The following is an 18,493-nucleotide window of genomic DNA, read 5'->3' on the forward strand; positions in this document are numbered from 1 at the left end:
GTCCTCAGGGATGCCGGGCGTGGTGGGCGTGGTGGGCGTCGGGAGCGTCGGCGGTCCCGCGGTGGTCGGCGTCGCGGACCGCCTCGCTGAGCAGGCGGCCCACGTGCGTGTCGCGAGCGCGATAGACCTGGCGGCGTCCGTCGCGGCGCTGCGTGACGAGCCCGACGAGGCGCAGCTTCGCGAGATGTTGCGACACCGACGGTCGCGCGATCCCGAGCCGTTCGGCCAGCGTCGTGACGTCGAGCTCGGCGCCGCACAGCAGCCACAGCAGCCGGAAGCGCGTCGGGTCCGCGAGCATCCGCAGCCCCTCCGTCGCCGCTTCCACGCGGGGCAGCGTCGGTAGCTGTGACCACTGCTCGGCGGGGGCAGGGAGCTGCTCGCGGTCCACGCGACCGACCCTGCCACCCGAGCCCGGCGCCGGTCGTGCGGACCAGCCGCTCCGGTGCTCCCGCCAGGCCCTGGCATTTCGCGTGTTCGCGTGCGCACGCGAGCACGCGTTACCTACACTCGGGGCTCCGGCGCGAGAGGGAGGTTCCGACGTGGACGAGTCCGCGACCGGCCGGCACGCGCACGGCCACGGACACGGCCACGGCCACGGCCACGAGCCCCGGCGGACCGGCCTGCTGGCGCGGGTGCGTCACGCGGTCGTCCCACACGCCCACGACGCCGTGGACGCGATCAACACCGCGGAGTGCTCGGCGCGCGACGGCATCCGCACCGCGTGGATCGGGCTGGCCGGCATGACGGCGACCGCGATCGCCCAGGTCGTCATCGTCGCGGCGTCGGGCTCGATCGCCCTGCTCGCGGACACGCTGCACAACCTCGGGCACGCCGTCACCACGATCCCGTTGATCATGGCCTTCCAGCTCGGCCGGCGGGCGGCGACGGATCGGTACCCCTACGGGTTCCGGCGCGCCGAGGAGCTCGTGGGCCTGCTGATCTCGCTGGTCATCCTGGCCTCGATCGTCCTCATCGTCCGGGAGTCCGTCGACGCGCTGATCGACCCGAGACCGCTGACCAACCCGTGGTGGGTGTTCGCCGCGGGCGTCGTGGGCGCGCTGGGCAACGAGATCGTCGCGATCCACCGCATCCGCACCGGGCGGCGGATCGGCTCCGCCGCCCTGATCGCGGAAGGTCAGCACGCACGGGCCGACGGCCTCACCTCGGTCGCGGTCGTCGTCGGCGTCGTCGGGGTGTGGCTCGGCGTCGAGCGCGCCGACGCGATCGTCGGTCTCCTCATCGCTGCCGTGATCACCGGCATCCTGATCAATTCTGGGGTGATCATCGTGCGTCGGCTCCTGGACGGCGTCGAGCCCGGCGCCGTGGCCCGGATGCGTGCGGTGATCGCCGGCGTCGACGGGGTCCGCGAGGTGGGGCTGGTCCGCGCGCGCTGGGTGGGCCACCGCATGGAGGGGGACGCCGAGATCGGTGTCGACGCGGACCTGTCGCTGCGGGAGGGGCACGACGTCGCGGAGCACGTCGAGCACGAGCTCATGCACGCCATCGGCAACCTCGACCGCATGCAGGTCCACCTCCACCCGACGGTCGGCGGCGCGGTGCCCGGCGACCTGCACGAGCTCTCCGGCCACCACGCGTCCGAGGCCGCCCGCGCCGCGTACCGGGAACGGACGGCGCGCACCGGGTCGTAGACCTGTCGGCGCACAGGGTGCGGCGTCTTCCGTTCCGGCATCGGTCGCTCTACACTTACCGTTCGTGTCAGCTTACCGAGATGCCGGGCTGGGGTTGCTGGGCGACCCCATGCGCCGGGCGATCTTCGAGATGCTGGCGCGCCGGCCCAGCTCGGTCCGCGAGCTCGCCGAACAGCTCCCGATCAGCCGCCCCGCGGTGTCGCAGCACCTCAAGGCCCTCAAGGACGGCGGGCTCGTCGTCTCCCACGCCGAGGGCACGCGGCGCATCTACCGGCTCGATCCACAGGGCGTCGCAGCCCTGCGAGCCTGGCTCGACGGCGTCTGGGAGCACGCCCTGGCGGACTTTCACAAGTTCGTCGACCAGAACGCCACCGAGGAGCAGCCATGACCACACCGATCCCGGCGATCGAGGGCAAGACCACCGTGAACGTCGGGCGTGAGCGCGCCTTCGAGCTGTTCACCGGCCACTTCGGGGCGTGGTGGCCGCGGCAGTACCACATCGGCGCCGCCGAGGTCGCCGACGTGATCCTGGAGCCGGGTGAGGGCGGGCGCTGGTTCGAGCGCGGCGTCGACGGCAGCGAGTGCGACTGGGGACGGGTCCTGACCTGGGAGCCCCCGGAGCGGGTGGTGTTCACCTGGCAGATCGGCGGCGACTGGCAGTTCGACCCCGACCCGACGCACGCGAGCGAGATCGAGGTCCGCTTCCACGCCGACGGGCCCGAGCAGACCACGGTCGAGGTGGAGCACCGCCACTTCGAGCGCCTCGTCGGCGGCGAGGGCGTGCACGGCGCCATCGAGCACGGCGGCGGAGGCTGGGTCGCGCTGCTGGCCGCCTTCGCGCAGTCGGTGGAGGGGCAGCAGTGAGCGACCCGGACCTCTCCTGATGGCCCCGACGCACTGACCGCCCGCGACCGGCGGCCACTTCCTCGACCGGACCGGCTTCGCGTACTCTATTTCCGTTCTTCCGGAAACAATGGAGAAGGCGTGCGCGCGAAGACGCTCCTGTACGAGCAGTTCGCCCTGGTCGGCAAGGCCCTGGCCCATCCCGCCCGGCTCGAGCTGCTCGATCTCCTCGCCCAGAGCGAGTACGCGGTGGAGCCCCTGGCCGCCGCCGCGGGGCTGCCGCTGTCGACCGCGTCGGCGCACCTGAAGACCCTCAGGACGGCGCAGCTGGTGACCAGCCGGCGCGAGGGGACGCGCATCGTCTACTCGCTGGCCGGCGAGGACGTCGCCGGCCTCTTCGCCCATCTGCGGGAGGTCGCCGAGGCCCGCGTCGACGGTGTCACCCCGGCCCGACGCGCCTACCTCCGGCTCGTTCCCGACGACGCCCGCGAGGACGATCCCGTCTGGGACGAGGTCGGCCACGACGACCTACTCGACCGGGTCCGGCGGGGCCGCGCCGTCGTGCTCGACGTCCGGCCGGCGATCGAGTACCGGGCGGGCCACATCCCGGGAGCCGTGCACATCCCGGCCGACGAGCTCGCCGCGCGGCTCGACGAGCTGCCCGACACCGAGATCGTCGCGTACTGCCGCGGCGAGTACTGCGTCCTCTCCTACGACGCGGTCCGCCTCCTCACCCGGCGAGGTCGCCGAGCGGTCCGCCTCGCGGCCGGGATGCTGGAGTGGCGGTTGGCCGGGCGCCCCGTCGAGACCACCGCCGCCTAGAGGACGACGATGTCGACCGAGCACTGGGAGACGATCTACCGCGACCGGCGGAGCGACGAACTGTCGTGGTCCCAGTCCGCACCGGCGACGTCGCTCCAGGTGATCGACGAGCTCGGGCTGGACGCCGACCGGGCCGTCGTCGACGTCGGGGCCGGGGAGAGCGCCCTCGTCGACGCCCTCCTGGCCCGCGGGCACCGCCGGATCACGGTCCTCGACGTCGCGCAGGGGGCCCTCGACCGCGCGCGGGCCCGCCTGCGAGGGGTGCCGGGCGCGGACGCGGTCCACTGGGTCGCCCAGGACGTGCTGACCTGGGCACCGGCCACGACGTTCGGTCTCTGGCACGACCGCGCGGTGTTCCACTTCCTCACCGCACCCGCCGACCGGCAGGCCTACGGGGACGTCGCGGCCCGCGCCGTCGCGCCCGGGGGCTTCCTCGTCGTCGCCACCTTCGCTCCCGACGGGCCCGCGCAGTGCTCGGGTCTGCGGGTCCGGCGCTACGACGCCGACACGCTGGCTGCGCAGTTCGCCCCGGGGTTCGTCCCGGTGCTCGCGCGCGCGCAGTCCCACCACACGCCGTGGGGTGCCGTCCAGCCCTTCACCTGGCTCGCGCTGCGCCGATCGACGTCATGACGACCCTGCACGTCGACGAGGACGCGGTCTGGCGCGAGGCGCTCGCCGGCCTGCGCGGCGAGGTCGTCGAGCTCGGCTGCGGCGACGGCCGGACCTTCCCCTGGTATCCCCCGGGCGTCACGGGCGTGCACGCCTTCGAGCCCGATCCCTCGCTGCGCCACGACGCCCGGGGGGTCGCCGCGTGGACCGCCACCCCGGTCTGGGTCCGCGACGATCCCGTCGAGGACCTGCCGCTGGCCCGCGGGAGCATCGACGGGGCGGTGCTCCGTCTGCTGCTGCACCGGCGCCCGGCCGCGCCCGTCGTGGCGGAGCTCGCGCGGGTCCTCCGGTTCCGCGGTGAGCTGGTGATCCTCGAGGACGCGGGCCCCGACCCGCTGGCCGCCGTGCGCGCCGGCGGGTTCACGGTCGAGGACACGTGGTCGGTCCGTCATCCGACCGGGATGCGCGTGCTGGGGCGGGCGGTGCGGTGACCACGGACCACTCACGCCAGGGCGGCGGCCGCCGCGGCCCGCACCACGTCCAGGGCGTCGTGCACGCCGTTGTCGACACCCTTCTCGAAGTCGTCGCCCGCCGTCGCCATCGTGTTGGTGATGTGGGCGAGGCAGACCACGTCGGCGTCGCGGGCCTCGGCGTACGCGTAGAGCGAGGCCGCCTCCATCTCCACGCACGCGATCCCCTCGGCCTCCGCGGCCGCGATCGCCGTGCGGGTCTCGCGGTAGGGCGCGTCGGTGGTCCAGGACGATCCCGTCAGGACCGGTTCGGGCAGGTGGTCGAACGCCCCGTCGAGTCGCTTCTGCACGCCGGGCCGCAGGCTGCTCCACCTCCCCGGCGCGACGTAGTGGGCGCTGGTCCCCTCGTCACGCAGCGCCCGGTCGATGAGGACGAAGTAGGGCGTCGCGCCGAGCGGACGGATCCGTCCGGCCGACGTGACGCTGACCAGGAGCTCGCAACCCGACGCCGCGAGCTGCTCGGCGACGAGCACGGCGAACGGCCCACCCACGGCCATGCCGACGACCCCGACCTCGATCCCGTCGAGGTCCACGGTCCACATCTCGGTGTGGTAGCAGGCCCAGCCCTCGTGCCGGGTTCCCCGCCCAGTGACCTGCAGGTGACGGACGACGTCGCCGTCGGGGTCGAGCATGCCGACGCGCGGCACCGGGATCGTCTCCAGACCGCGCTGCCGTCGCGCCTCGCGCAGGAGGTTCGCGGGCTCGAACAGCGACGGCGCCTGGTGGTCCTTCGCGGCGAGCAGGGGGTGGTCGTCGGGACTCGTCACGCGGGGCATCACAACATCGCCCGCGCCGAACCGCCGCGCGTCCGCCGACGAACCACACCGTTCCGGGCCGCGGCCACCGCGGGCCGCGCGTACCGTCGCGCACAACCGACCTCGGAGGTCCCATCGATGCGACCGGTCCGGTCCGTCCTGGTCGTCGTCGCCGCGCTCGCGCTGACGCTCGTCGCCGCCTGCTCGACGGCCGCCCCCGCCCCGTCCGGGCCCGACTCGCTGGCGTTCTCCTCGCGGACCCTGCAGGGCGCGGAGTTCGACGGCCGCAGCCTCGCCGGGAGGCCCACGGTGCTGTGGTTCTGGGCGCCCTGGTGCTCGGTCTGTCGATCCGAGGCGCCCTCGATCGCCCGGGCGGCGCAGCAGCACCCGGACGTCACCTTCGTCGGCGTCGCGGCCCTCGACCAGATCCCGGCGATGAACCAGTTCGTCGAGACCTACCAGCTCGGCGGCTTCACCCACCTCGCCGACCTCGACACCTCGGTGTGGCGGCGCTTCGGCGTCACCGAGCAACCGGCGTTCGCCTTCATCGCGCCCGACGGCTCGGTCCAGGTCGTCAAGGGCACCCTCGCCGAGCCCGACCTGGCCCAGCGGCTCGCCGCGCTGGGCCGCGCCTGAGCCGCGCCCCGTGGAGGCCTCGCTCCTGGCTTTCGCCGCGGCCGCCGGGCTGGTCGCGGCGCTGAACCCGTGCGGGTTCGCGATGCTGCCCGCCTACCTGGCCCTCGTGGTGCTGGGCGAGGACACGACGAGCGGGGGCCGGCGACGGGCCACCGTGGTCGTCCGGGCGCTGGTCGCGACGGCCCTGATGGCCCTGGGCTTCCTCGTCGTGTTCGGCGCGTTCGGGCTCGTCGTCGCCCCGATCGCCTCGTCGGTGCAGCGGTTCCTTCCGGTGGTGACCGTGGTCGTCGGCGCGGTCATGATCGGCCTCGGGGCCTGGCTGCTCACCGGGCGCGAGCTCACCGTGCTGCTGCCGCGGGCATCCGGCGGCGCCCCGACGGGACGACTCGGCTCGATGCTCGGTTACGGCGTCGCCTACGCGGTCGCCTCGCTGTCCTGCACGATCGGGCCCTTCCTGGCGGTCACCACCGCCACCTTCGGCTCCGGCTCGGTGCTCGGCGGTGTGCTGGCCTACCTCGTGTACGGGCTCGCCATGGCCGTGGTCGTGGGCGTGCTCGCGGTCGCCGTCGCCCTCGCCGGGCACGGGGCGGCGACCCGCTTCCGGCGTCTGCTCCCGTCCGTGAACCGCGCGTCCGGGGGACTGCTGTTGCTCGTCGGGCTCTACGTCGCCTACTACGGGGTCTACGAGCTGCGCCTGTTCATCGGCGGCGGCAGCGCCACCGACCCGGTGGTCGCCGCCGCGGGCGCGGTCCAGCAGACCCTCTCCGGCTGGGTCGACTCCGTCGGCCTCCTGCCGTTCGCCGCCGTCCTGCTCCTGCTCGTCGTCGGCGGGGTGCTCGTCCGCCGGCGGCACCGCACCGCACCCGACCACGCCGACCCCCGAACCGAGCGGGCCGGCGACACGAACACCGCGGGAACCACTCCCGCCGATCCGAGAGGACCGAGTCGATGACCGACACGGCCACCCCCACGGGGACGGTGGACACCGCGCCGCGCCCCTACCGGCTCATGGCCGGCGCGTTCGCCGCGCTGCGCATCTTCATGGGCCTGGTGTTCCTCAGCAACGGCCTCGCGAAGGTCACCGACGTCGGGAACTACGACTGGGGCTTCATCTCGTTCAACCTGATCACCAGCCCCACCGCGCAGGCCATCGCCGGCGGGGCCGCGGCGCAGACCTACATCACGCCGCTCGGGGCGTTCTTCCAGGGTGTCGTGCTGCCCAGCTGGGGCTTCTGGGGGCCGTTCCTCACCCTCGTCGAGGTCCTCATCGGCCTCGGGCTGCTGTTCGGCGTGGCGACCCGGCTGGCCGCGGTCGGCGGCCTGCTGCTGCTCGCGCCGATCTGGCTGATGCTGCTGCGCTCCGGCGGCTACCTCTGGGAGTACCCGTCGGAGGACATCATGCCGCTGGTCCTGCTCGCGATCGTCCCGGCCGGACGCACCGCGGGCCTCGACCGGTTCCTCGCGCCGCGTGTCCGGTACCGGTGGCCCTTCTGAGCGCCCGCCCGCAGGCTTCCGACAGCGACATCTCGACCGGACGGTGAGGCGATGACGACGATCGAACGGGTGGAGCTGGACCAGGTCCCGCTGCTGGCGCGGCCCTACTTCGCCGACGGTGACCCGGGGCCCATCGTGCGGGCACTGGCCCAGGTCCCCGAGCTCCTGACGGTGGCGCTGCCGTTCATCGGGGCGGCCCTCGCTCCCTCGGCGATCGGCTTCCGCGCGAAGGAGATCGTCATCGTGCGGACGTCCGCGCTCGCGGGTTGCCGGTTCTGCGTCGAGACGCACGCCGTCGTGGCGCTCGACGCCGGCCTCTCCCCCGCCCACGTGGCCGCGCTGCGCACGCCGGGTCCCGTGCCCGACGGCCTGTTCGGCGACCCGGCCGAGGAGGCCCTGCTGGGCTGGGTCGACGTCGTCGGGGGCGGCGGGCCGGTGTCCGACGAGGAGCGCGCCGCGATCCTGCGGCACTGGGACCACCACGAGATCGTCGAGCTGACCACCGTCGTCGGTGCGACGCTGATGCTCAACCGGTTCGCCACCGCGCTGGCGCTGCCGACCTCACCCGACGCCCTCGAGCGTCTCGAGAAGGAAGGCCTGCGGTGAGCGTCGAGACTCCCGAGCGTCCGATCGCCCGTGCCGTCGCCGAGGGGCGGATGCCGGGCCGCGTGTGGATGTACGCGAACTACCACTGCAACATCCAGTGCACCTACTGCCTGACCGAGTCGGGCCCGAAGGTCACCCAGCGGGCCCTGTCGCCCGAGACGATGATCGCGGTCGGGGAGCAGGCGAAGGAGCTCGGTTTCACCGACCTCGGGGTGACCGGCGGCGAGACGTTCCTGATGCCGCACATGCCCGACACGCTCGCTCGCCTCGCGGACGAGCTCCCGGTCGTGGCGCTCACCAACGGCACGTTGTTCAGCCGGCGGCTCCTCGAGAAGGTCGAACCGCTCGCGGAGCGCGACGTCGCCCTGCAGATCTCGCTCGACCGCCCGGACGCGGACGTCAACGACGAGATGCGCGCCCCGGACAACTTCCGCAAGGTCGTGGCGGCCGTGCCGGCGCTGGTCGAGCGGGGGATCACCGTGCGGATCGCCACCACCGTCGAGTCGATCGAGGACAACGAGCTGGACCGGCTCTGCGCCCTGCACCGCGACCTCGGCGTGCCCGACTCCGAGCACATCATCCGGCCGATCGTGCGCCGCGGCCGTGCGGACACCGAGAACCTCGGCGTGACCGCGGTCCAGTCCGACCTCCCGGCGGAGCTGACGATCACCGACGACGGGGCGTTCTGGGGGCCGTTCGGTCCCACCGTCCACGACGACCGGCTCGACACGGACCTCCTCGTCACCCGCACGACACTGCCGCTCGAGACACCGGCGCGGGCGTTGCTCGGCCTGCTCGAGGGCCGACCCGACGGGGACGACTCGGCCCTCAACATCAGATGAGCGTGAGCACCAGCGTCCGGTCGGGCGCTCCGTCCCTCCCCGTCGACGGGGACCAGGTGGCCGTCCGGGTTCTCCCGGGCGGCCACCGCCGTGTCATCGCAGGCTGCGTCGCAGGCCGGCGCTCGTGACGTCGACGAGCGCCGTGAGCACGACGATCGCCGCCAGGGTCGTGAGCGCGGCGGCGTAGGCGAACGCGGCGAGCTGCTCGTTGAGCAGGAGTCCGAGCCCGCCGGCGCCGACCACGCCCACCACGACCGTCTCGCGGATCGTGACCTCCCACCGGTAGAGGCCGAACGCCACGAAGCGGGGTGCGGCCGCCGGAACCACGGCGTAGCAGAACACCACCGGCCTCGCGACGCCCTGGGCCTCCATGGCCTCGCGGGGGCGCCGGTCGAGGTTCTCCACCGACTCGGTCATGAGCCGCCCGAGCACGCCGAGGGTGTAGACGCCGAGGGCCAGGGCTCCGGGCAGCAGGCCCGGCGCCATGACGAACAGGAACAGCAGCGCCCACACCGGCGGGGGCAGGGCCCGCAGCACGACGAGCACGGCGCGGGTCACGATGACCACGAGCCACCGGCCCGGTGTCCGCGCGCCGGCCGCGGACCCCGGGAAGGCCAGGGCGGAGGCGCCGGCGAACGCGATGACGATCGCGACGACCGACATCGCGACGGTGATCAGGGCGGCCTGCACCAGCTCGGCGACCGTGGTCGTGCCCAGTCCCGGGGGCCAGGCGTCCTCGACGATCAGGAGCACCTGGCGCCAGGTGTCGGCGGCCGTCAGCACCGACAGGTCGAGCTGCACCCACCAGAGGCTGCCGACCACCAGCACCGCACCCGCGACGAGCGACCCCCCGATCACGCGGTCGCCGGGACGCCCACCCGCGGCGCGACGCCGGCGCACCGCCGAGCTCCACAGGTCGGTCGCCGCGCTCAGCAGGATCAGCGCGTAGAGCACCGACCAGACCTCGCGGTAGTTCAGGGTCTGCAGGCTCAGGGCCAGCTGGAAGCCGAGCCCGCCCGCGCCGATGAGGCCGAGGATGGCGGCGCTGCGGATCGCGCACTCGAAGCGGTAGAAGCCGTAGGACAGCAGGTCCGACCACGCCGCGGGCATCAGCGCGTAGAGCAGGGCGGTGGTGCGTGGCGAGCCCGCCGCCAGGGCGGCGCGGAAGGGGCGGCGCGCGGTCTCGTCGAGGAGCTCGGCGAACACCTTGGCGGTCACGGCCCCGAACGGGATGCCGATCGCGAGGACGGCGACGAGCGGGGTCAGGCCCAGGATGCTGAGGAGGACCAGGCCCCAGATCACCTCGTGGATCGCGCGGGGCAGCACGAGCAGCCCGCGCACGGTCGCCCACCCGACGGCACCGCGCCGCCGCGCCGCGCCGTGGCGGCCCTCCAGCCACCACACCTCGGAGGACAGGACTCCCCCGACCAGGCCGAGCACCAGGCTGAGCACCGTGCCGAGCGCCGCGTACGCGACGGTCGTGACCGCGGCGGCCGCGAGGATCTCGAGGAAGGCCGCGTCGGTGCTGGGTGCCACCGCGGCGGCGAGGAAGTCGCCGACCAGGCCGAGGCCCTCCGGCCGCAGCAGGGGACCCTGGGTCCACCCGGTCGCCGCGACCGATGCGAGCACGACGACGAGCAGCGCCCCGCCCCACAGGCGCCTCGCACGGCGGCCCGCCCCACCCGGGACACCGGCTGCGGCCTCCCGCAGCTCCACCGGCGCGGAGGGCGGGCGGATCGTCTCGGTCACGACGCGGGTTCGGCGGCGTAGAGGTCGTCCACGTCGCCCGGGGACACCGCCGACGGAGGCCGGTCGAACACGATGCGCCCGCCGCGCAGGGCCACGATGCGCTCGAAGCGGCCGAGCGCCATCGACACGTCGTGCAGGCTCGTGACGAGCGTGGTGCCGAGCTCGGCGCTGACCCCGGTCAACAGCTCGATGACCTCGGCGCCGAGCCGCGGGTCGAGGCTCGCGATGGGCTCGTCGGCGAGGATCGCCCGTGGCTGCTGCACGAGCACCCGGGCGACGGCGACCCGTTGCTTCTGCCCGCCCGAGAGCGTGCTGGTGCGCGCCTCGATCTTCTCGGGGATGCCCACCCGCTCCAGGGCCCCGCGCACGTCGTGCACGCCCTGCGGGCGCAGCAGCGACACCGCCGCCCGCCAGAACGACCAGTGCCCCAGCCTCCCGGCGTTGACGTTGTGCACCACGCGGAGCTCCTCGACGAGGTCGAAGTGCTGGTGGATGGTGCCGATCTGACGTCGGACGCGGCGCGCGGCCCCGGCGCGCGCCCGCGCCAGGTCGCAGCCGAGGGCGGTGACGGCGCCCTCGGTGGGCGCGAGCGTGCCGTTCAGCAGCGCGATGAGACTGGACTTGCCCGCCCCGCTCGGTCCGATCACCGCGACCCGCTCGCCCGCGCCGATCTCCAGATCGCACCCGTCCAGGGCGAGGGTGTCGCGGAAGCGCAGGCCTACGCCGCAGAGGCCGAAGACGGGGTCGGGCGCCGTCACTGCACGAGGCCCAGTGACCGTCCGACCTGCTCGACCTGGTCGTAGTTGGCGGGCTGGGTGGGGATGAACGACCCGGCCCCGAAGAGGTCGAGGATGTTCTTGTCGGCGGGGTCGGCCGGGTCGAGCGCGAGGAGCGCGCCACGGATCCGGTCGGTCGTCCCGGCGCCGAGCTGCTCGTCGATGTCGGGCCGGGCCAGCCAGTGGTAGTCGTGGTAGGTCGGCGTCCGGAAGATCTCGCGCACCTTGGTGGTGTCGACCCCGCCGCCGGCGACCCGCTGGTCCCACACCGTCGCGTTCAGGGCTCCGACCTCGTAGGCGCCCGAGGTCACGAGAGCGATGGTGGCGTCGTGCGAGCCGGAGAAGCCGCTCGGGCCGCGGAAGGAGTTCGGGCCGACGCCGGCCTGGTCCAGGAAGTACTGCGGCATCAATCGGCCGGAGGTCGAGGACTCGCTGCCGAACGTGAGGCTGCGCCCGCCGACCTCGCGCAGTCCGGCGACGTCGGTGGCGGGCGCCAGTCCGGACGCCGTCGTCGCGATGAAGACGCTGCGGAAGCGCTCGTCGACGTCCCGCTGGGCCAGCGGGACCGAGCCGGGGACCTGCTGGCGGGCCTGGACCCCGGTGAGGCCCCCGAAGAAGACCATGTCGAGGTCACCGCGGCGGTACGACGTCACCGACGCGGCGTAGTCGGTGAGCGGCACGTAGCGCACCGGGACGCCGAGCGTGCGTGTCAGCCGCTCGGACAGGGCCCCGTAGAGGCGCTGCAGCTTCTGCGGGTCCTGGTCCGGGATGGCGCTGATGACCAGCTCCCGCGGTTGCTCGGCGGCACCGCCGCCGCAGGCGGCGACCAGCACCGACACGAGGGCGAGAACGATCGCGAACAGGGCACGGCGCACGTCGGTGTACCTCCGGTGATCCCGCGGGACATCGGGAGCGACAGGTCGCGACGACATACGTCCGCCGGCCCCGAACGGTTCGGTACCTTCCCACGGGCTCCGGGATGCCGCTGTCCCGATGGTCGGGGCCTCGCGTCACCGACCAGGACGAGCGAGACTCTCCGAGGTGGACCGAGCCGCCACCCACCGGGAGCTCGACGGCGCGCGCGCCACGTTCCACGACCTGCACGCGCGCGCGACGCCGGCCGATCTGCGCCGACGCTCACGGGGCACCCGCTGGAACAACCAGCAGCTGCTGTTCCACATGCTGCTCGGCTACCTGATCATGCGGGCGCTCATCGGTCTCGCTCGCCTGTTCAGCCGGCTCCCGCCGTCCGCGAGCAGGACCTGGGCGCGACTCCTCGACGCCGGCACACGGGCCTTCGACGTCGCCAACTATCTCGGGTCGTGGGCCGGCGGAACCGCCCTCGCGTCCCGCGGTCAGCTCTACCTCTTCGACCGCGTCGTCGCCGTTCTCCACCGCCGCCTGGACGCCGAGACCGACGCCGACCTCGCCCGGGGCATGCACTACCCCACGCGCTGGGACCCGTTCTTCCACGACTACATGACCCTGGCCGACCTGTACCGCTTCCCGACCCGGCACTTCGACTTCCACCGTCGGCAGCTCAGCCTCGGGTCCGACGCCGCCGGCCGCGCCTGACTCCGGGCCGCGATCGCCGGCGTCTCAGGGCCCGGGCCGGACGATCGGGAACAGCAGGCTCTCGCGGATGGTGCTGCCGGTCAGCATCATGACCATCCGGTCGACGCCCATCCCCAGCCCGCCCGACGGCGGCATGGCGTACTCGAGGGCGAGCAGGAAGTCCTCGTCGAGCTCCATCGCCTCGGCGTCCCCACCGGCCGCCAGCAGCGACTGCTCGGTGAGCCGCCTGCGCTGCTCGATCGGGTCGACCAGCTCGGAGTAGGCGGTCCCGATCTCGGCGCCGAAGCAGACCAGGTCCCAGCGCTCGGCCAGCCGGGGGTCGTCGCGGTGCTGGCGGGTGAGCGGGGAGACGTCGGTCGGGAAGTCGCGGTAGAAGGTCGGCTCGAGGGTGTGGTCCTCGACGAGGTGTTCGTAGAGCTCGAGGACCACCGCTCCGCGGCCCCAGTCCGGGTCGTACGGGATGTCGAGGCGGTCGCAGTGGCGGCGCAGCTCCTCGACGGTGGTGTCGGCGGTGATCTCCTCGCCCAGGGCGTGCGAGATGGCCGCGTTGACGGTCGTCGCGCGCCAGGTCCCGCCGAGGTCGTACTCGCGGCCCTGGTGGACGACGACGGTGCCGCCCAGCGCGGCGCGGGCGGCCTGCTGGATCATGTCCTGCACCATCGTCTGCATGGTGTCGTAGTCGCCGTAGGCCTCGTACGCCTCGAGCATGGTGAACTCGGGGTTGTGGGTGGCGTCCGCGCCCTCGTTGCGGAAGTTGCGGTTGAGCTCGAACACCTTCTCCGCGCCCCCGACCATGAGCCGTTTGAGGTACAGCTCGGGGGCGATGCGCAGGTAGAGGCGCATGTCGTAGGCGTTGATGTGGGTGGTGAACGGTCGGGCGTTGGCTCCGCCGTGCACCGGCTGCAGCATCGGGGTCTCGACCTCGAGGTAGCCCCGGCCGGTGAGGCACTCGCGCACCGCGTGCACGGCGTCCGACCGTTGGCGCAGCATGCGGCGGGCCGCGCCGTTGACCACCAGGTCGAGGTAGCGCTGCCGGACCCGGGCCTCGGGGTCGGCCAGGCCGCGGCGCTTGTCGGGCAGGGGGCGCAGGCACTTCGCGGTGATCGACCACGCGGTGGCCAGCACGGACGTCTCCCCGCGGCGGGACGTCCCGACCTCGCCGGTGACGCCCACGTGGTCGCCGAGGTCGACCTGCCGCACCCAGTCGCGCACGCCGTCGCGGCCGAGCCGGTCGGCCGCGAGCATGACCTGCAGCTGCGCGTCACCCTCCTGCAGCACGGCGAAGCACAGCCCGCCGAAGTCGCGCAGGCGCACGACCCGGCCGGTCACCGCCACGCGCTCGCCGGTCGCCGCGTCCGCCTCGAGGTGCCCGAACCGGGCCCGGATCTGCGCGAGGCCCGCGGTGCGCGGGTGGCCGACGGGGTAGGGGTCGACGCCGTCGGCCAGCATCCGCTCGTACTTCGCGTGCCGCACGCGGACCTGCTCGGGCAGCCGGGCGCGGCGTGCCGCGAGCTGCGCCGCGACGGGGTCCTCCGCCTCGGCCGGGGAGGGCGGGGGAATGACGACGGCCGGACCACCCTCGCTGGCGAGGCCGCGGCGTTGCAGGGTCCGCAGGCTCGGGGTGGTGAGGAACCCCTCCGCGGCGGCGGCGGCCAGACCGAGCCGCGGGAGGTCGCGGGCGGCGCGGTAGCACAGGTAGCGCGGCGTCCAGATCGGCTGGTACTTGGCGTTCGCGCGGTAGAGCGACTCGAGCTGCCACCAGCGCGACCCCAGCACGAGCAGGCGCCGCCACAGCCGGACCACCGGGCCGGCGCCGATCCGCTCGCCCTGCTCGAACGCGGCGCGGAACATCGCGAAGTTGAGCGACAGGCGGTCCACCCCGAGGGTGCGCGCCTGCTCGACGAGCGAGGCCACCATGAACTCGGTCAGGCCGTTCTCGGCGGTGCGATCGCGGCGCATGAGGTCCAGGGACAGCCCGTGGCGGCCCCACGGCACGAACGAGAGCAGCGCGCGCAGCTCTCCCCCGCCGTCGAAGCACTCGACCAGCACGCACTGCCCGTCGGCCGGGTCGCCGAGGCGGGAGAGCGCCATCGAGAAGCCGCGCTCGGCGTCGGTGTCGCGCCAGGCGTCGGCGCGCTCGACGACCTCCTTCATCTCGTCCGGGGAGAGGTCGGCGTGCCGCCGCACGCGGACGGTGTGGCCCGTCCGCTCCACCCGGCTCACGGCCTGGCGGACCACCCGCATCGACCGGCCCTCCACCGAGAACTCCCGGACGTCGAGGACGGCCTCGTCCCCCAGCTCGACGACGCTCAGCCCCGCACCCGCGTAGGCGTGGGCCCCGCGCTCGCTCGCGCCCATCACCGCCGGCAGCCAGCCGTACCGGCGCGCCTCGTCGAGCCAGACCTCGATCGCGCCCGGCCACGCCTCCGGATCGCCGATCGGGTCGCCGCTGGCGAGGCTGACGCCGGAGACGACACGGAAGGTCACCGCGGACTTGCCCGACCTCGAGAACACGGCGGCCTTGTCGCGGCGGGTGGCGAAGTAGCCCAGCGAGTCGTCGTCGCCGTACTGGTCGAGCAGCACGCGCAGCCGCTGCTCGTCGGCGGGGTCGAGCCGGCGGCGGTCGGGCCGGGGCCGGAACAGCACGTACGCGGCGGCCAGCACGGCGAGGGCGCCGAACAACCCGCACAGGAACGTGACCGCGCGCGGTCCGGCGCCGGCGATGCCCACCGCTCCGGGGTCGCCGAGACCGCCGAGCACGTAGGTGACCGCCCACCCGAGCCGGTCCGCGGGGCTGCTCAGCGTGCCCGGGAACAGCTGCAGCAGGCCCCAGCCGAGCAGCGTGCCGGCGAGGACGAGAGCGAGGTAGGTCCCCAGCGCGCGCCACCCGCTGTACCGCTGCGTCCGCGCGGTGAACCGCCCACGGGCGACGAGCAGGATCGCGAGCGCCGCGACGCCGAACACCAGCCGCAGCCACGTCCCCGTACCCCCGACGTTCAGGGTGATCAGGTCGTCCGCGTCGGTGTCGATCCTGAACTCGACGCCACCCAGCACGCGGCCGAGCACGAGGTAGGCCACGACGAACCACCACGCCGCGCGCATCCGTCGGCGCACGGCGGAGGCGAGGATGCCCAGGAAGGTCGCGGTGGCCAGGCTCGGCGGCGCCTCGACCGACACGACCTCGATCGCGGTCCGGAGCCACTCCAGGGGGGCGCGCAGCGGCGGCACGAGCGCCGTGACGGCGCAGAAGGCCGCGACGAACGCGAGGTAGCCGGCGAGGAGGTCCGGCACCCGGTCGGCGAAACGGGCCATCGCCGACCGACCGGCCGCTGTCGGTTCGTCGGGGGGCGCCGCGGGCGGCGACGTCGCCGTCGCGCGGGATCCGGTCCCGGGGGCCTGGGGCGGCTCGTCAGCCGTCAGCTCGACCATGTCGTCTCTCCGAGAGGGTGTCGCCGGCCCCGGCGCGCGTACCCGCCCGGGCTCCTGCCGCCAGCATGACGATCAATCCGGTGACCGGATACAGCGATTCGCGTGGCGTGCTCACCCACCTCGTCGTTCGTCGGTCTCGGCGGCCGACTGGCGGCGGACGATCTGGGCGACGACCCGCAGGAGCATCACCGTCGCGAGGACGAGGCCGATCCAGCCGATGGCGATCAGTGCGGTCGTGCCCGCGTGGGGACCCGCCACGCCCGCGCCGACGAGCAGGAGCACCGACACGAGCAGCCCGACGCCGCCGATGGCCGCGAACAGCACCTGGTCGACCCACGCGGTGATGGCGGAGCGTCGCGCGGCGCTGAACGTCTCGACGTCCACGCGGACGAGCCCCGACCGCAGCTGCAGGGCGATGTCCTCGGCGAGGCCGGGCAGGGTGCGCAGGGACGGCAGCGCGCGCAGCAGCTCCCGCTGGGCCACGGCGGCGGGGTCGCCACCACCGTCCTGCAGCCTCGACGTGAACTGCTCGGTGGCCGACGTCGCCAGGTTGAACCCGGGATCGATGCCGCGCAGCGTGCCCTCCAGGGTGACCACCGCGCGGGCGATGAGGGTGAACGCGGGGGGCACGGGCATGCCCTGGCGTTCCATGACGGTGAGCAGGTCCTGCAGCGCACGCGGGTCGAAGCCGGCGCCCGAGAGCTGCTCGGACAGCAGGCGGCTGACCTCGCTCTCGAGCGTCATGAGGTCGACGGCCGGACCGGCGGCACCGGACATCTCACGGAGCCCGCGGGCGATGAGGCCGGTGTCGGCGGTGGCCATCCCGAGGCCGACGAGCTGCAGGGCGCGCAACGTGACCGGATCGATGATCCCGACGGCGCCGAAGTCGATGAACCAGACGGTGCCGTCGCCGTCGACGAGGATGTTGCCGGGATGGGGGTCGGCGTGGAACGTCCCGGACTCGAGCATCGCGACGAGGAACGCGCGGAAGAGCCGGTCGGCGAGCACCGGCCGCGGCACCGGGCACGCGTCCACGGCCGCGGCGTCGGAGACCGTCTTCCCGTGGACGCGCTCCATCACGAGGACGACCTCGCTCGTCATCCCGGTCATCACCTGGGGCACGTCGACGCCGTCGACGTGGGCCGCGAGGACCGCCCGGCGCAGGGCGGCGCCGTAGGCCGCCTCCTCGGTGTAGTCGAGCTCCTTGCCGATCGAGCGGATCAGCTCGTCGGAGACGCGCTCGAGTCGGAGGGCCCGGGCGCCCTCCCACCGCTGGACGGCGATCCGGCTCGCCCAGCGCAGCACGGCCGCGTCGCGGGCGACCCCGAGCTCGACGTCCGGGCGACGCACCTTGACCACGACGTCGCGGCCGTCGCGGGTCTGAGCGAGGTGTGTCTGCCCGATCGACGCGGCCGCGAGCGGCTCGTCGCAGAACGTCGCGAAGACCTCCTCCACGCCGGCCCGGCGCTCGTGCTCGAGCGTGGCACGCACCTGCCCGACCGGGACCGGCGCGACGTCGGACTGCAGTTCCTTCAGAGCGACGATGAGCGCCGGCGGCAGCAGGTCCGCCCGGGTCGAGGCGATCTGACCGAACTTGACGAACATGCCGCCGCAGTCCTCGAGGAAGGACTTCACCCGCAGCGCGCCGTCGGGCGTCGCGAGCGCTGCGCGCGACAGGGGCCGACGTCCGGCGAGACCGCGCCGGCGCGCGATGCCGAGCACCTCGACGAGGCGCCCGACGATGGTCGCGGCCGTGGCCAGGCGCGTCCGCAGGCTCGGGCGTCGTCCGGGAGGTCGGCGCCGGAGCACGACCTCCAGGACGATGCTCACGACCATGGTCGCGAGGACACCGAAGGCGAAGACGACGACGAGGACGGACGAGGTCGCCTCGCCGGCGGTGTCGCCGAGCACCACGACGGCCGTGACGAGGCCGATGAGCGTGCCCAGCACGCCCGCGACCGTGGCACGGCCGACGCCGCGCGCGATCCCCAGGATCCGCCCGGAGACCAGGCCGACGCCCAGGATGAACAGAACCGCGAGGACCCACTGCCAGAAGGACAGGTCCACCACCAGCTGCACCGTCACGGGCTCTCCTCCGGGTGGCACCGCGCCGCGGCCCCTCCACCGCGGCGCGCGAACGCCCCGGAAGTACATCCCGGCCCGACCCGTCCGGACCAG

At 73.9% G+C, this 18,493-nt stretch carries 19 protein-coding genes; 12 read left to right on the forward strand and 7 right to left on the reverse strand.

What is annotated here, in order from left to right; all coding sequences use genetic code 11:
• Positions 1–4: 4 nt before the first annotated feature.
• Positions 5–325: an ArsR/SmtB family transcription factor gene (locus PHK61_RS21625; protein ID WP_337993992.1), complete on the reverse strand. Its 321-nt coding sequence runs from the start codon at positions 323–325 to the stop codon at positions 5–7.
• 214 nt (positions 326–539) lie between these two features.
• Here PHK61_RS21625 and PHK61_RS21630 point away from each other — a divergent pair, with 214 nt between their 5' ends.
• The 6 genes from PHK61_RS21630 (at position 540) to PHK61_RS21655 (ending at position 4,414) form a co-directional block, all read left to right on the forward strand.
• Positions 540–1,649: a cation diffusion facilitator family transporter gene (locus PHK61_RS21630; protein WP_274283091.1), complete on the forward strand. Its 1,110-nt coding sequence runs from the start codon at positions 540–542 to the stop codon at positions 1,647–1,649.
• Positions 1,650–1,713: 64 nt separating this feature from the next.
• On the forward strand, positions 1,714–2,037 hold the full coding sequence (locus tag PHK61_RS21635; protein WP_274283092.1) for an ArsR/SmtB family transcription factor: 324 nt from the start codon (positions 1,714–1,716) through the stop codon (positions 2,035–2,037).
• A complete protein-coding gene (locus tag PHK61_RS21640; RefSeq protein WP_274283093.1) occupies positions 2,034–2,513 on the forward strand; it encodes an SRPBCC family protein in 480 nt (159 codons plus the stop codon). Before PHK61_RS21635 ends, PHK61_RS21640 begins: the two co-directional genes overlap by 4 nt.
• 120 nt (positions 2,514–2,633) lie before the next feature.
• Entirely contained in the window at positions 2,634–3,314 is a 681-nt protein-coding gene (locus PHK61_RS21645) for an ArsR/SmtB family transcription factor (RefSeq protein ID WP_274283094.1), read from the forward strand.
• Positions 3,315–3,323: 9 nt separating this feature from the next.
• Positions 3,324–3,944, forward strand: coding sequence for a class I SAM-dependent methyltransferase (locus PHK61_RS21650; RefSeq protein ID WP_274283095.1), 621 nt, complete (start codon positions 3,324–3,326; stop codon positions 3,942–3,944).
• Positions 3,941–4,414: a class I SAM-dependent methyltransferase gene (locus PHK61_RS21655; RefSeq protein ID WP_274283096.1), complete on the forward strand. Its 474-nt coding sequence runs from the start codon at positions 3,941–3,943 to the stop codon at positions 4,412–4,414. Before PHK61_RS21650 ends, PHK61_RS21655 begins: the two co-directional genes overlap by 4 nt.
• Positions 4,415–4,425: 11 nt before the next feature.
• Here PHK61_RS21655 and PHK61_RS21660 read toward each other — a convergent pair whose 3' ends face one another.
• Positions 4,426–5,220, reverse strand: a complete 795-nt coding sequence (locus PHK61_RS21660) for a nucleoside phosphorylase (protein WP_274283097.1) — start codon at positions 5,218–5,220, stop codon at positions 4,426–4,428.
• 126 nt (positions 5,221–5,346) lie between these two features.
• Here PHK61_RS21660 and PHK61_RS21665 point away from each other — a divergent pair, with 126 nt between their 5' ends.
• From PHK61_RS21665 to PHK61_RS21685, 5 genes are read left to right on the forward strand one after another with little or no spacing between them, the layout of a single operon-like run.
• Positions 5,347–5,844, forward strand: coding sequence for a protein disulfide oxidoreductase (locus PHK61_RS21665; RefSeq protein WP_274283098.1), 498 nt, complete (start codon positions 5,347–5,349; stop codon positions 5,842–5,844).
• A 10-nt stretch (positions 5,845–5,854) separates the two neighbouring features.
• Entirely contained in the window at positions 5,855–6,796 is a 942-nt protein-coding gene (locus PHK61_RS21670; RefSeq protein ID WP_274283099.1) for a cytochrome c biogenesis CcdA family protein, read from the forward strand.
• Positions 6,793–7,338, forward strand: a complete 546-nt coding sequence (locus PHK61_RS21675) for a DoxX family membrane protein (RefSeq protein ID WP_274283100.1) — start codon at positions 6,793–6,795, stop codon at positions 7,336–7,338. The genes PHK61_RS21670 and PHK61_RS21675 overlap by 4 nt, the downstream gene beginning before the upstream one ends.
• A 51-nt stretch (positions 7,339–7,389) precedes the next feature.
• On the forward strand, positions 7,390–7,944 hold the full coding sequence (locus PHK61_RS21680; protein ID WP_274283101.1) for a carboxymuconolactone decarboxylase family protein: 555 nt from the start codon (positions 7,390–7,392) through the stop codon (positions 7,942–7,944).
• Positions 7,941–8,786 (forward strand): radical SAM protein, encoded by an 846-nt coding sequence (locus PHK61_RS21685; RefSeq protein ID WP_274283102.1) that lies wholly within the window; start codon positions 7,941–7,943, stop codon positions 8,784–8,786. The genes PHK61_RS21680 and PHK61_RS21685 overlap by 4 nt, the downstream gene beginning before the upstream one ends.
• Positions 8,787–8,879: 93 nt before the next feature.
• Here the strand turns inward: PHK61_RS21685 and PHK61_RS21690 are convergent, their stop codons facing one another.
• From PHK61_RS21690 to PHK61_RS21700, 3 genes are read right to left on the reverse strand one after another with little or no spacing between them, the layout of a single operon-like run.
• Positions 8,880–10,535, reverse strand: a complete 1,656-nt coding sequence (locus tag PHK61_RS21690) for a PhnE/PtxC family ABC transporter permease (RefSeq protein ID WP_274283103.1) — start codon at positions 10,533–10,535, stop codon at positions 8,880–8,882.
• Positions 10,532–11,293 carry a phosphonate ABC transporter ATP-binding protein gene (locus tag PHK61_RS21695; protein WP_274283104.1) on the reverse strand — a complete coding sequence of 254 codons (762 nt, stop codon included), beginning with the start codon at positions 11,291–11,293 and terminating at the stop codon, positions 10,532–10,534. Before PHK61_RS21695 ends, PHK61_RS21690 begins: the two co-directional genes overlap by 4 nt.
• Positions 11,290–12,186, reverse strand: coding sequence for a putative selenate ABC transporter substrate-binding protein (locus tag PHK61_RS21700; RefSeq protein WP_274283105.1), 897 nt, complete (start codon positions 12,184–12,186; stop codon positions 11,290–11,292). Before PHK61_RS21700 ends, PHK61_RS21695 begins: the two co-directional genes overlap by 4 nt.
• A 166-nt stretch (positions 12,187–12,352) precedes the next feature.
• On the opposite strand from PHK61_RS21700, the gene PHK61_RS21705 reads away from it, so the two are divergent.
• Positions 12,353–12,886: a DinB family protein gene (locus tag PHK61_RS21705; RefSeq protein WP_274283106.1), complete on the forward strand. Its 534-nt coding sequence runs from the start codon at positions 12,353–12,355 to the stop codon at positions 12,884–12,886.
• Positions 12,887–12,910: 24 nt separating this feature from the next.
• Here the strand turns inward: PHK61_RS21705 and lysX are convergent, their stop codons facing one another.
• The gene (lysX, locus tag PHK61_RS21710; protein ID WP_274283107.1) at positions 12,911–16,198 is read right to left on the reverse strand and encodes a bifunctional lysylphosphatidylglycerol synthetase/lysine--tRNA ligase LysX; all 3,288 of its coding nucleotides are present in this window, start codon (positions 16,196–16,198) and stop codon (positions 12,911–12,913) included.
• 228 nt (positions 16,199–16,426) lie between these two features.
• Positions 16,427–18,400, reverse strand: a complete 1,974-nt coding sequence (locus PHK61_RS21715) for an ABC1 kinase family protein (protein ID WP_274283108.1) — start codon at positions 18,398–18,400, stop codon at positions 16,427–16,429.
• Between the last annotated feature and the right edge of the window lie 93 nt (positions 18,401–18,493).

Origin of the sequence: Actinomycetospora lutea, assembly GCF_028737205.1 — a bacterium.
GTDB classification, from domain to species: Bacteria; Actinomycetota; Actinomycetes; order Mycobacteriales; family Pseudonocardiaceae; genus Actinomycetospora; species Actinomycetospora lutea.